This window comes from Sedimentimonas flavescens (assembly GCF_019264375.1).
Lineage (GTDB): Bacteria > Pseudomonadota > Alphaproteobacteria > Rhodobacterales > Rhodobacteraceae > Rhodobacter > Rhodobacter flavescens.
In genome coordinates this window covers 1-13,192 of the sequence record NZ_JAHVAI010000030.1, presented here as the reverse complement: position 1 = coordinate 13,192, position 13,192 = coordinate 1, and the positions used below count along the sequence as shown (strand labels likewise).

Below are 13,192 nucleotides of genomic sequence, written 5' to 3'. Positions count from 1 at the left end.
GCGGAAAAGCTGGAGGCTTGGCGTAGATACTACAACGAAGAACGGCCACACGGCGCGATCGGGAACAAGGTCCCGATTGCCATGCATTATCCCGATGGCGCAGCCAGCCCGCCATCGTAAAACAGCCGGGAAAATCCAGCTTCCGGCGGTCTAGGGTTGGGGAGCAGTGCAGAAGCCGGAAAACTCTGCCTTAGGGCGGTCCAACGTTGGGGATCAGAGCAACACCAAGCGGGCTCCGGTCGCGGCTGGATGAAAGATCAGTGGCAGGTCACCATGTGCGGCTTTTAATTCGAGAAGTCATGGTTGAGGTTGAAGGCAAAAGATCATATTTTTCAGGCACTCGGATCGAAAAGCTGAGTTTTTCAAAGAACCGAATACAGGGCACACCTTGCTTGTGTGAAGCGGAATGGTTTGTTGGGGTCGTTATGCACAAAACAGCTTTGAAGCTCGTGTTCACGGCAATCGGATTGGTCAGCCCAGCAAGTGCACAGACAAAGAATGATGTGGCGCTTGCCCAAACATACCTGAACCTGCTGGGCTACAATGCTGGTGTAGTCGATGGGGTGTGGGGTGGCGCAACAGAACGGGCGTTGATCGCGTTCTTGGAGCGCTCGCAAATTGCGTGGGACGGTCAGCTCGATCAGAACGAATTGAAGTTACTTGTTGACGCATCCCAAGGCACTGCGGGCTTTGGAGCCGTTTCAACAAAGATCCTCGAAGACAATTTCTGTGCGGCGAAGGATGCGGGGAATGACGCCTATGCCACCCTTCTGTTCAGCTACAGGGGCGATATTCGTCGCCTCGACAGGGACGGCATTTTGTCCAGTGACGAGCAATATTTCCTTGGTGAAACGCACTTCGTAACATTGAACGAAGAGACCGGATACTTCCTTGTTGCGGGCGTGGATGAGCTTGGCGAACCGCCAAATGAAACGCTACCAACTATGTTTGCAGCGCCCAACGTGTCACCTGATAATCTTTACGGGCACGGACGGGACGTCGGGCTTGAGGTTCAGCAGGTCAACCTTGCTGGAGTGCATGAGGTTGATCTGGACGGAGATGGCGACGATGACCTTGTAATTGTCGACTACGGTGAACACGATGTGGATGAACTGAAAGGCGGGTCTGTGCGGGTCGCCCTGTTCGACGCGGATAGCGGCAGATACGCCATTTTGACCATCGACGCGCCAAAGCAATCGAACCATCGCTCAGTGGTCGTTGACGTGGATCGAGACGGAGACTTGGACATTGTGGTCGCGGGCAGAATCCACGGAAGCGACAGCACCGCGCGAAGGGGTTTCGTGACCGTTTTCGAGAATGACGGAGCAGGCGGGTTTGTTGAGAACCAAAGGCTCTTGCCCAATCAGCAAAAGCGCTGGTTCGTAGATGCGCGCGACTTCAACGGTGACGGTTTTGCGGACCTTGTGCTTGGCGGCTGGGGGCGTGTTCCGCACCTCATTCTGCTCGACAACACAATCTCTGGCCGAAGCATCCAAATTCAATTTCCAGGCGAAGACCAAGAGATCTTGAGCATGACCACACGCGACGACGGCGAAGCGGTGAATGCGTATTTCTTCACAACCAACGACTACAACGCTTTCAACCTATACCGGGTGGTGGTCGTCGAAGGGCAACAGCGATCGGCGGAGAAAATTTGGAGTGCAGACCGAAACAACAAGGATTTTGGGTTCGCCCATCCCTCGCGCGTCTACGGGTGCGGTGACGGAGTATTTTATTTCAGGAGTTGGCCGCGTAGTGACTATTTTAACAAAGAAAATGGTTTTCGTTTCTTGACCGACTACTGAACCCTCACGGTTCTAAAGGCATTCAAAAATGACATTCGACGTGTCAACGGCGGCGTAAAAACCTGCCACGTGGCGGCGTAAAGCCAGGCCAGTGTTTGGGCGACAAGCGGCCCGGCAGCAGCGCTCTCCAGATAGCTGGCGGCTGCCGGGGCGCTTTGGCCCATCGGGCCAAACTGGCGGTAGGTGATCAGGTGTTGTCGGCGGCTTTTCGAGCGCGGCTCTGTGCGAGGCGGTAGCTGTCGCCGTTCATCTCAAGGATGTGGACATGATGGGTCAGGCGGTCGAGCAGTGCGCCCGTAAGCCGCTCTGAGCCGAATGTCTCAGTCCATTCGTCGAAGGGTAGATTGCTGGTGATCAGTGTAGCTCCGCGTTCGTAGCGGCGCGAGATCAGCTCGAACAGCAGCTCAGCGCCGGTCTTGCTCAGCGGCACGAAGCCGAGTTCGTCGATGATCAACAGCTTGTATCCTGCCATCTGCTTCTGCAGGCGCAGGAGGCGGCGCTCGTCGCGGGCTTCCATGAGTTCATGCACCAGGGCGGCGGCGGTGGTGAAGCCGACGGCCAGACCCTTCTGGCAGGCCGCCAGCCCGAGACCGAGGGCGACATGGGTCTTGCCGGTCCCTGATGGTCCGAGGGCGATGACATTCTCGCGCCGCTCGATCCATTCCCCTCGGGCGAGCTCCAGCACCAGCATCTTGTTGAGTTTGGGGATGGCGGCGAAGTCGAAGCTGTCGAGACTCTTGGTGGTCGGGAACTTCGCCGCCTTGATGCGCCGCTCGACCATCCGCCGTTCGCGGTCGATCAGTTCGAGCTCCACCAGCCGGGCCAGGAAGCGGACATGATCCTGCCCCTCCGCCGCGCACTGGCGCGCGAGCTTTTGGTATTCCCTGAGGAAGGTCGGCAGCTTCAGCGTCTTCAGGTGATGGGCGAGCAGGATCTCGGGGGTGTCAGTCATCGGACCTCTCCCGAGACCAGGCTCATGTAGCTGGCCGCCGAGGTCTTCGCGACATCGGCCCGCGGCAGGTAGGGATAGACATCAAGGTCGAGCTTGGGCGGGCGCCGCTCCACCTGGCACAGGACCAGGTGCTTGACGGCATCGAAGCCGATGGCCCCCATCCGCAGCGCCGTATTCACTGCGGCATGCAGATCGTCGAGTGCGAAGGCTTCCAGCAGGCGCAGAACCTGAACGAACTCCCGGCGGCCGGCCTTGAGCATGCGCGCTTCCATCAGCCGTCGCAGGGTCTCGAACTCGGGCGGAAGATTCCACTCCGCCAGCGGCGCGGCCTGATCGAACGCATTGATCTTCTGTTCGATCAGCGGGAGGTAGTGGACCGGGTCGAAGATCACATCCTCACGCTCATAGCTGCGCGGATGGCGGGCGATGAGATCGCCGCCGCAGCCGATCGCTACCTCGTCGACATAGCCACGCAGCCAGACCTCGCGGTGGCCGTAGGCGACTGGCACGGAATAGTCGTTGGTCTTGTAGCGCACCAGCGCCTGCGAGTTGACGCGACCGGCCGCCTGATCGCAGGCGTCGAAGGGTGCCGGCGGCAGCTCCACCATCGCGTCCAAGTCCCGGGCAAGACGGCCCCGGATCGTCTCGGTGTGGCCCCGCAGGACATCATCCTGGCGCTTGCGGCACCGTTCTTCCAGCCAGGCATTGAGCGCGACCCAAGACGGGAACCGCGGCACCGGCACCATGAAGTTGCGCCGGACATAGCCGACCAGCCCCTCGACGCCGCCCTTGTCATTGCCCTTGCCGGGGCGGCCATAGCGGTCACGGATCAGGTAGTGCGACAGGAACCCGCTGAACAGCCTGGCTCTCTTTCGGGTGCCGTCCGGCAGGATCTGCGCCACCAGGCATTTGTCGTTGTCGTAGAGCACCGATACCGGCACCCGACCGAAGAAGCCGAAGGCATGAGCATGCCCGTCGACCCAGGCCTCGGAGGTCGCCGCCGGATAGGCCCGGATGTAGCAGGCATCGCTGTGCGGCAGGTCGAAAGCGAAGAAATGTGCCTTCCGCTCGACCCCATCGATGATGACCAACGCCTCGCCGAAGTCGGCCTGAGCATGCCCCGGTGGATGGGTCAGCGGCACGAACATCTCGCGGCCTCGCCGCTCGTGCTCGCGCATGTAATCCTTCACGATCGTGTAACCGCCGGTGAAGCCATGCTCATCCCGCAGCCGCTCGAAGACCCGTTTGGCCGTGTGGCGCTGCTTGCGATGGATGCTGCGGTCGGCATCAATCCAAGCATCGATGATCTCGGTGAACCCGTCCAGCTTCGGGCGCTTCATCGGTGACGTGCGGCGATACCCGGGCGGCACCGAGAAGCTCAACATCTTCTTCACGCTGTCGCGTGAAATCCCAAAACGCCGTGCCGCCTCACGCTGGCTCATCCCTTCCGCACAGGTCAGGCGCACCTTGCGATACATGTCCACGGTGAAAATCCCCCCGCCCTCCCTGTCGCCAGAAAGGGCAAAAGTGGCCGACTTTTACGCCGCCCGCAGCCGGATCATCCCGCCGCTACCGTGGCCGAGTATTGCGCCGCCGTTCTCACCAGGCACGAGCGGCAGGTGAACTGGCCAGGCTGCCAGTCGGATCGGCGATCGCGAAGATGCTGAGCGACTATACCGTAATGCGGGAGCTGGTGAGGGCATGTCGTCGACATAAGATTTGGTCAGCGGCATGCGACGACCCCCGCTGCATTAACCAACTCCGCCCCGCTGGTCCCGCTGAGTTCCACGAGTTCGAGCCGCCCGTGATCGACCCAGAACACCGCAGCACCACGCAGCGGGCAATTTGGAAGCAATTGCGGGATGAGCGCGGCATATGCCGAAAGCTGAGGCCAGTAAGGACCCAACCCCACTCCGCTGCCGCCGGATTTGTGATCGATTAACAAGGAGCCGTCACTGCCGATCGCCAGCAGATCGATCGTGCCTAGGATCTCTGCGCCCTCCGGGGTGTGCCCGAGTACTGGAATTTCGCAGTGCAGTTCAGTGTAGCCCTGCGTCGTTAACCAGGCTTTGAGCGCTTCGGCGCGCTCTAGGACGCCCGCCAGTGTGACGTCATCCAGTCCTGTTGCGGCAGGCAGGCAGGATACCAGATCTGGTCGCTTCAGGCCGGTGTGCAAAGCGAGATGCAGCGCAGTACCTCGGGCGGCGTCGTTTATGGTCGTGGTCCAAGGTACTCCAAGAATGACACCTCGGCTTTCGGGCGCAAGGGAGGCAGTAACAGCCTGCGAGGGCTGCAGGCGCCAGGGCGTCAGCGGCACGAGGGCTAGGGGAGTGGACGCGCCGAATAGAGCTCTTTGCGCACCAGCCTTTACTGCATACTCGGTAAACCCTGCCTGATCCGGCAGGTCGCGGATCACGGATGGGCAATCGACACTGCCAAGACGCAGCCTGCCGCCGCCAACCTGCGGTGCACAGGCGTCCTCGAAAACATGAAACAGGGTCTTCGCCTCGGGCGTCTCCTCATCGCGCTCTTTCAGGAAAGCCGGCCATTCCAGTACGAGCCGGTCTCGCGCACGGGTCAAGGCGACGTAGAGCAGGTTCTTGGCGTTCGCCTCGAAATCGGGGCGCCGATCCTCTATGAAGCGCCGCGTGGCCTCGGGGGCGGCAAATCCGGGCGTATGGATGAGGGCAGCTGACGCCAACACGGCCGCCATGTCGTCGATCTGCTCCAAGGCCTCGAAGCGGGTCGATGTGGTGCCCGCCCGTTCTTCAATTCCGGCATCGAATTCCGCGACCACGGTGATCGGCCATTCGCGCCCTTTGGAGGCGTGCCACGTGACGATTTCCACGGCATCGGCGCTGTTGGCCGAAGGATCGGGCCGGCGGTCGAAGTCGCGTTCCCCAGCGCGCGTATCAAGCCAGCCGAGAAAGACTTTGGCAGTTTCGCCGTGAAAACCGGAGGCTGCCTTGAGATCTCGATGCGCGGTTTCAAATGCTTCCGCCTCGGCTTCGAGACGGAGAAGATCGGCGCGCGCCTGAGCTGCGTCGGGCTGGCGCGCGGCCCAAAGGCGCAGACCGGCGGCGTCAAGAACGAGGTCCAATGCAGCGCTAACTGGCAGTCCCGAAAGCCTGTTGGACAGTTCGCCCAACTGCATCAGAACTGGATCATCCGACAGTCGAGCGTCGATCTGGGCGATCAGCGCCTCATGCAAGGGCAGGGGATCGGGGCCGAGGGTCCGGAGAAGAAGTCCGGAGTGAATATCTGCAGGGTTCGCGGCATAACTCAGGGCCGCGCGGGCGGCCTGGACAACCGGACTATCTGCCCAGCCATCCTCGGCAATGCGGACAGGCACGCCACGGGCGCGCAGTTCCGCGGCATAGCGCGCAGCGGTCGTGTGTCGGCAAACCAGCAGCGCGATATCTGAAGGTCGCGCAGACCGCACGGTCTTCGTATGCCGGTCAGTGATGGCCTCTCCGTCGGTCAGGATACGGGTGATGCGCTCGGCAATATGCTCTGGAGGCTTAGAGGCGGTTCTGACCGCGCGACCCTTTGCCGCGTTCAGAAGCTCAAGCGCAGGACCGGGAACCGCTTCGCGGGTCGGGGTCAACGGGTTGTATTCCGTTCCGAACAATCCCTCGCCCATGGCATTGACGAATTCCATGACTGCCGGTGACGAGCGCCAGTTGCGATCCAGAGGCTGAGTTGCCGTGGGGTTCGCTGCCGTCAAGGCCTGCGAAAGGCGTGGGTCTGCTCCCTGGAACCCCATGATCGACTGCTTCACATCGCCGACCAGAAGTGTGCGTGGTGCTTGCGCGCCCAACTGCCAGAGGAGCGCGAATTGCACGGGGTTGGTGTCCTGGAACTCGTCGATGATGACACAATCTATCTCGTCCAGCACGGCTTGCCGGACAGTCGGATCCGTGCGCAGTAGGCGTTCCGCCCCGGAAATCATGTCTGCAAAGTCGATCAGGCCGAGGGATTTCTTGCGCGTCTCGTAGGCATCCATCACCTCCTGTGCGCAGGCAATCAGGCACTGAAGGTGCAGTTTGGCATCCGCGAGCGGACCGGGATGTACGGGCAAGACATTTGCGGCCTCCATGATTGCTACGGCAAGTTCGTCATAACCCTCGGGGGTTTTCGTGCGACTGTTCGAGATGAAGAGGCTACGCAGGCTTTGCCAGAGCCCCCAATCCCGATCCAGAAGCGCTGGATCCCGCTGTACGCGCTGGAAAAAGGCGAAGTTCTTCTCCAGTGTTTCTCGCGGACCTTTCGCGGTGACACCGGCCATTCCACCTTCCGGGAAAGCGCCGAGCATCGCGAGCACCGTCGAGAGCAGTCTGTCGCGATCGGCGGCGGGATCGTCCAGGAGCTGGCCATAAACTTCATCGAGGCGCGCCAGCGCCGGGGAAACGAGCCCGGGATCTCTTCCCTTGTCACCAAGCCCACGCAGCAGGTCGATCATCGCCAGAACGCGACTGCGCAGACTGTCCTCGACCGTTTCGCCTTTTTGCCAGTTCGCCTCATAACCGAACCGCTCTGGCTCTGCCTTGATCGGATCGAGTGCCTTAGCATGTGCCAGCGCCTGCCGGATCAGAAGATCACGCTCTGCATCGCCCAGATGCCGCGGTTGCGGCGAGGCTCCCGCCGCGAGCGCGTGCTCGGTCAGAAGCCTGAGCCCAAGGCCGTGGATGGTCGAGACATAGGCGCGCTCGACCGCCATGGCCTCTGCGACGAGCCCATCCGCAAGAAGTCCCGCCCGAATCCGTTCGCGCAACTCGCCTGCAGCCGCCTCGGTGAAGGTCACGGCAAGAATGCGCTCGGGCCTCACGATGCCACGTTTGACCCAGTCGGAAAGCTGCGACTTGATGCGATGGGTCTTTCCTGCGCCCGCACCCGCAGGAACAATGACCAGTCCATTATCCATGGTCAATCCTCCTCGACCTGACGAATGAAGGCTGTGACAAGGGGCGAGCCATCCGTCAGCGCATAGGGTTTGAAGCCCGCTTCCTTCTGAAAGAACGCAAGGTCCGCCGTGGTATTCATCACCACAAGCCCCGCTCCGAGCTCGGCCAGCCGTTCGGCGAGTTTGGCGATCGCGTTGGTGTTCACCGCATCGCCCATGTCGCGGGCGGGCGATCCCTCGGCCAAGGGAAGCCCGGAGGAAAGAAGCCCTCCATCGTTCATCAGGTGATAGGCAATGCCCACCTTGCGGCCGATCAGCGGCTCCATCCCGTCGCCTTCACGCCGCAGAGGGCGGGCGATCATGTCGCGGTAGAGACCCGCCTGTAGATCCCAACCCGCTTCCATGCGCTTGCGTCGCCCGGCGGTGCCACTTTTCTTGTGATCGACGACAAGGAGCGTCTCGCCTGGGAGTTCCAGGATCGCATCTGCCTTGCCATGAAGGTTGATGCCATGTGCTTCCCCGGCCAACCAGAGTTCATTGCCGATAATCCGGGCGCCGAGCGCAAGCAGATGTTCCCGCCATCTCAGGGCTGCTCGCACAATCTCGCGCTCAAGCCCCTTGCGTTCCATTTCCCAAGAAGGGCTACGCAGGAAACCGGCGTGGCGGGTGAGCGCTTTGTCATAGGCCTCTGCGACGGCGAGGTTCAGCGTCTCGGGGTCGGGTATGGTCTCGCCCGGTGGGAAGACATGTTCGAATACATCGTGGGCGATGTTGCCCTTGGCCATCACGTCGAGCTCCTCGGGCGACCAGGATATGTCACTGGCCTCCAATTCCTCCAGAAGCCAGGCCAGCGGGCTGACCAGAAGGGTTTCCAAGCGAGAGGGCGATTGCGGTTTTGTCGTACCGTCATCATTGCGACGCAGCGCCAGCAGATCGCGCTCAGGAAAGGTCAGTGCGTCCGGCACGTCGTATTGCCCCGGCAAAGCCGGCAGATGGTGATGTGAAACGGGCCAATCGGCAGGCGCCAGGCGCGAGATGTCCAAAATGAGGTCTCCCGCATCTTCGATATCCACGATAGCCCTCGCCACGAGCGACAATCCGGCAGAAGGCTGAAGCCGAGCGCCCGCGAGATCCCGCCAGGGAACCAGGAAGGTCACGGTTTCGGATGCTGCCTGAAGCTGTTGATCGAAGAGGGAAAGCCCTTGCGCCAAGCCCTCGGCACGACCGCTGAGCGCGATGCCGGCAGAGGCTCGGATCGTTGCGATCTCACTGTCGAGAAAGAGCGGATTGGCGCGCGGGCGGGTTGGATAAACCCCATCCGTGAAATCCGTCACGATCAAATGCCGGCAAGACCGCCAGGGGCTTTCATGTGCCGACCAGAGGCTGACACCTTCGAGGTTGCGCACAGGATCGCTCACGCTCGGTTGCGCGATCTGGACGCCGCGCAGGATCGCCTCCCAGTCTGGGCTGCCTTCCCCCAGGAGAACGGGGATGCGCGCCTGCAGCGCTTTGCCCTGTTCCAACCGCTCACAAATGCGCTCCAGAAGAAAACGCAATTGCGCAAGACTCGACGCAGGTGAGCGGATGTCTTCCCAAAGCGTCATGTGCTCGGGGTTCGCGTTCAGCGCACGGCCTCTGAAGTCCCCACGCATCAACGCCTCAGCCAGATCGCGGCCGCTTTGCGTGTCCCAGGGCATCAATGGTGAAATGGCCAAAGCCGCGAGGGCCATTACTGGAGTGGGCGGACGCTTGGCCAGCAGAAGATGCAACGCGGTCTCGCCCAGAATATCTCGCTCAGGCAAAGTCTCGGGCAAGCCGGATAGCGGCACGCCTTGTCCGCGGAAGGCCCGCGCCAGATGACGCGGATCTCCGGCCGCCATTACGGCAATCTCTCGTGCCGAAATCCCTGCCTCGATCAACGCCCTGGCGCGTGCCGCAGCAAAATCTGCGCACGCCGCCGCGTCTCGCAGACCAAAAAAGACGAGACTGTCATCCGTCGGCCCGTTGGCCATGTCGGGAGCAGCGACGCCTCCTTGTAGGGCATGAAGCCTGCTGCCCTCGCGTGCCATTCGGGCAGGAGCCGGGCCTAGAACAGATCCAAACTCCTTGAAAAGCCTATCGTGAAGTGCACGCATGGCGGCCGGCGCAAGCGGATCGAGGCTCCCCTCAACCACCGGGAGCGGAGCGAGAAAACAGCCATTAGGGAGCGTCAGGGCATGACGGACCGTCGCGAGCCCTTCGGGCAGAGCTTCCCCCAGTTGCAACCAAAGCCGCAACAGGGCTTCAAGATGACGCCGTGCTCTACCGACAGGCAGGAGATCGATTGATGCGGGTGCTCGAAGATCTGATGTGGCGAGCACCAGATCTTCAAGAGCCGATGTCACCGCCGCGACTGTCTCGGTTGGCGCATGTTCCAGGCTGGCGGCCCAAACCGGATCCGATGTCGCATTGATTGCACGACTGATTGCCCAGGCCACCTCTCGGGGGGCCAATGTCAGCTCGGCGAGGCGCATGTCGTTCAGACGATATTGCAGGCCCGAATGGGGATCAGCGACAAGAAAGGGAAAAAACATGGAATGGCCTGCAAAATGAAAAATCGCGACACGGCGCAGAGCGGGAGGATACGGAGTTTTCGAGAGCGTTCAACTGCCTACACGCCAGATTCGGTCGTGTGGGGCAGGGCTCGGTCGCCGTCGAGCCGGGGCTGAAGGACTTCAACATGGTCTCCCCAGCGATAAAGATACCAATCCATCTCCTTCCTTCCCCCGGCTCGGAACCGTACGACGAGAGAACCATCGTCCAGTCGTTCAGTCTCTTGCCTAGGATGAAACTGATAGGTTGCGGCTTCGTCGGCAACCTCGGGAAGAAAACGCCACGCGACATCGAACGGCGCTTCGCGCCAGACGCCGAATGACCCAGCCAGCCAATCCTGCAGCTCGAAACCTTCTGGGCGCTCATAGAGCTGGCTCTCGAGAGTGATCCTCTCGAAGCCGGATAAGGCAAAGAGCCGAAGCTCGCCTCTAAAGTCACTCCAGGCGAGAAGATACTGACGGCCATCTCCAAAGAGTAAGGCGATTGGTCCGAGGAGGGCGCCGCGCGATAGCTTCCCGGTTTCGCGCGAGCGATGATCGGCCTTGATCATCCTTCCGGCCAAGATAGCTGCGCGCAAGGATTTGAGAACCTCTGGGGATATCCGTTCACGTGGCCCCGGACGAAACGCGACCCCGTCCGCCATGAGCTGGATCTCCAGATCCGGGGCGATGCGAGAGCGGCGAGGTCCGCCGAATTGGGCCTGGATCTTGGCGATCAGACGTTCAAGGACGGGCTCCGTCGAGAAATCCCCTTCGCGGCGCACCAGAGCAAGTGCTCGGTGTGCCGCGCCAAGTTCTTCAAGCGTGACCTCTTCCATGCGCCCGAGTGACCCCGGAGGAAAGCGCCATCGCTTCTGCCCGCGATCTTCGACAAGCTCCTCCAATTGAGGATAGATGTTCAGGATCGCGTCGCGCATGCGCTCGGCAGTGCGCCGTGCAACGCCGAACTCGGCCTGGATTTCCGCCAATGACACGCCTTCGGCAGATCCCTGCATCATGAGGGCCAACCGCAATAGGTCCGCCTGCCGACCGTATCTTGCCATCATGTCCCCCGTCCAAGCCTTCGTAGATTGCTCAGGGGCGTCCCTTAGGTCAATGCGCAATGCCTCTGCGACGCGATACCTCGATCTTGAAGTTCATCTCGCAGAGGGCGCGACAAGCGTTGCAAGCGCATTCTCCCTCGGCGCCGCGGCACCAGTTGCTTCGTGAACGAGCGACGTATCGTCGTTATTTCTCTGTCATGGTCTTGGAGGACAGGTGTGATCACCGGATTAGGTTCTATTCCCCGCCAATACGTCCGATTGTGGCGCATCCCGGGGCTAGCCAGAGCCGTGACGGCAAGACTAATCTACCCGTAGCGCGCTTCGAGCGAGAATGGAGCAAGACATGCTTGAAATACCGGAACTCCGTTCACTGCGGGCGTTCGATCCGAGAGATGAGGCTGTGCGCGTTACGGTCAAGATCGACAATGATCGTCACCTCATGCCTGAGGTTGGAATGGCCTCAGCGGTGCTGACGGCACTTGTTCAGGCGTTCTTGTCTGGTGATCTGAAATTCATGTCATTCGACGAGCATCCCAAGCGTCTGACAGGCATAAATCTGACAACGAGGGACAAGTCGCCATCTGCCACTCTGATCGCGCGATCTCTCGTCGCAGAAGACGCATTCCCGGAAAATTGGCGCATTGCGGATCCCGAGAGCTTCGGGGCGTGAGGCGCTGCCTCAGACTTTCAAGCGACGATCGCAATCGCCCCTCATTGAAACTTGGCCAAACATGTCGGGGACGGGCGGTATTGGAATCCTCCATGCCATAGGCGTTGTTGCACAACTCTGACCATGGACGATTCACATTGTGAGTCCCGGCGGTTAGACCGTGCGCATGAGCAAGCCTATACCCGCCCGCTACCGCACGACGAACTGGTCCAGCTACACCGCCTCGCTTCGCAAGCGCGGTTCGCTATTGATTTGGTTGGACAAGGGCATGACCTGGCTCGCGCCGCCTGACGGCAGACCCGGTCGTCCTGCGGTGTTCTCGGATGCAGCGATCCAATTCTGCCTGACCATCAAGGTTTTGTTCAAGCTGCCGCTCCGGCAAACGACCGGGATGGTGGCCAGTTTGCTGAAGATGGCTGGTCTGGACTGGGCGGTGCCTGATTACACGACGCTGTGCCGACGGCAAAAGACACTGGCCGTCCAGATCCCGTATCGCCGTGCCGATGGCCCCTTGAACCTGCTGGTGGATAGCACCGGGATCAAGTTTCTCGGTGATGGCGAATGGCAGGCCAGAAAGCACGGTGTCCAGGGCCGCCGCCAATGGCGCAAGGTGCATCTGGCGATGGACACGGCTACATCTGACATCCGGGCCGTCGAGTTTACCCCCAGCAGCGATGGCGACAGTCCTGTCTTGCCGGAGCTGCTCGATCAGATCCCCGAGGGCGAAGAGATCTGCACCGTGACCGCTGATGGGGCTTATGACACCCGCCGCTGCCACACCGCCATCATCGACCGAAAGGCCACTCCGATCATCCCGATCCGCAAGAACGGGCGCGCGTGGAAAGAGGACTGTCCCGCAGCCTCCGCCCGAAACGAAACCCTGCGCGCCACCCGGCACTACGGCAGAGCCTTCTGGAAGCGCTGGACCGGATACCATGTCCGAAGCCGGATCGAGGCGAAGATGCGGTGTCTCAAGGCCTTCGGTGAGCGCATCGCCGCCAGAGACCCCGACCGCCAGACCGCAGAAATCCAAATCCGTATCGCATTGATGAACCGCTTCTCGGCCCTTGGAACGGCCGAGATCGTCCGCGTTGCCTGAGGATGAAGGGCAAGGGGCAATCATGCCTCAGGCCTGAGTTGCGCAACAACGCCCTGTCGCATTATCTGATCCGGGATCGTTACGGCCGCCCGGGAAAGGGCAACGACAAGGGGAATGTCGAAGGCCTGG

General features: G+C 61.1%; 9 protein-coding genes. 4 read left to right on the top strand and 5 right to left on the bottom strand.

The features are described 5' to 3' along the window. Both KTQ37_RS16205 and KTQ37_RS16200 read left to right on the top strand, forming a co-directional pair. Positions 1–120: integrase core domain-containing protein (locus KTQ37_RS16205; protein WP_218631555.1), on the top strand; the 120-nt coding region annotated here is incomplete at its 5' end. Between the two features lie 179 nt (positions 121–299). Next, entirely contained in the window at positions 300–1,805 is a 1,506-nt protein-coding gene (locus KTQ37_RS16200) for a peptidoglycan-binding domain-containing protein (protein WP_218631554.1), read from the top strand. Positions 1,806–1,992: 187 nt separating this feature from the next. Here KTQ37_RS16200 and istB read toward each other — a convergent pair whose 3' ends face one another. The 5 genes from istB to KTQ37_RS16175 all read right to left on the bottom strand — a co-directional run bounded on the left by istB (position 1,993) and on the right by KTQ37_RS16175 (position 11,294). Continuing rightward, the gene (istB, locus tag KTQ37_RS16195; RefSeq protein ID WP_218631553.1) at positions 1,993–2,757 is read right to left on the bottom strand and encodes an IS21-like element helper ATPase IstB; all 765 of its coding nucleotides are present in this window, start codon (positions 2,755–2,757) and stop codon (positions 1,993–1,995) included. Beyond that, positions 2,754–4,250: an IS21 family transposase gene (gene istA, locus KTQ37_RS16190; RefSeq protein WP_459565444.1), complete on the bottom strand. Its 1,497-nt coding sequence runs from the start codon at positions 4,248–4,250 to the stop codon at positions 2,754–2,756. Before istA ends, istB begins: the two co-directional genes overlap by 4 nt. 230 nt (positions 4,251–4,480) lie before the next feature. Further along, complete coding sequence (locus KTQ37_RS16185) at positions 4,481–7,681, bottom strand: UvrD-helicase domain-containing protein (RefSeq protein WP_218631551.1); 3,201 nt, start codon at positions 7,679–7,681, stop codon at positions 4,481–4,483. A gap of 2 nt (positions 7,682–7,683) precedes the next feature. Then, positions 7,684–10,233, bottom strand: coding sequence for a PD-(D/E)XK nuclease family protein (locus tag KTQ37_RS16180; protein ID WP_218631550.1), 2,550 nt, complete (start codon positions 10,231–10,233; stop codon positions 7,684–7,686). A 77-nt stretch (positions 10,234–10,310) separates the two neighbouring features. Next, positions 10,311–11,294 carry a helix-turn-helix transcriptional regulator gene (locus KTQ37_RS16175; RefSeq protein WP_218631549.1) on the bottom strand — a complete coding sequence of 328 codons (984 nt, stop codon included), beginning with the start codon at positions 11,292–11,294 and terminating at the stop codon, positions 10,311–10,313. Between the two features lie 343 nt (positions 11,295–11,637). Between KTQ37_RS16175 and KTQ37_RS16170 the strand changes: the two genes are divergently transcribed. Together KTQ37_RS16170 and KTQ37_RS16165 are read left to right on the top strand one after the other, a co-directional pair. Beyond that, on the top strand, positions 11,638–11,964 hold the full coding sequence (locus KTQ37_RS16170; protein WP_218631548.1) for a hypothetical protein: 327 nt from the start codon (positions 11,638–11,640) through the stop codon (positions 11,962–11,964). 166 nt (positions 11,965–12,130) lie between these two features. Next, positions 12,131–13,063 carry an IS5 family transposase gene (locus KTQ37_RS16165; RefSeq protein WP_218631547.1) on the top strand — a complete coding sequence of 311 codons (933 nt, stop codon included), beginning with the start codon at positions 12,131–12,133 and terminating at the stop codon, positions 13,061–13,063. The last annotated feature ends 129 nt before the right edge of the window (positions 13,064–13,192 follow it).

Bases quoted from the DNA above. Each gene is read 5' to 3' on its own strand.
- KTQ37_RS16200 (WP_218631554.1), top strand. From the start codon at position 300: ATGGTTGAGGTTGAAGGCAAAAGATCATATTTTTCAGGCACTCGGATC.
- istB (WP_218631553.1), bottom strand. From the start codon at position 2,757: ATGACTGACACCCCCGAGATCCTGCTCGCCCATCACCTGAAGACGCTG.
- KTQ37_RS16185 (WP_218631551.1), bottom strand. From the start codon at position 7,681: ATGGATAATGGACTGGTCATTGTTCCTGCGGGTGCGGGCGCAGGAAAG.
- KTQ37_RS16180 (WP_218631550.1), bottom strand. From the start codon at position 10,233: ATGTTTTTTCCCTTTCTTGTCGCTGATCCCCATTCGGGCCTGCAATAT.
- KTQ37_RS16175 (WP_218631549.1), bottom strand. From the start codon at position 11,294: ATGGCAAGATACGGTCGGCAGGCGGACCTATTGCGGTTGGCCCTCATG.
- KTQ37_RS16170 (WP_218631548.1), top strand. From the start codon at position 11,638: ATGCTTGAAATACCGGAACTCCGTTCACTGCGGGCGTTCGATCCGAGA.
- KTQ37_RS16165 (WP_218631547.1), top strand. From the start codon at position 12,131: ATGAGCAAGCCTATACCCGCCCGCTACCGCACGACGAACTGGTCCAGC.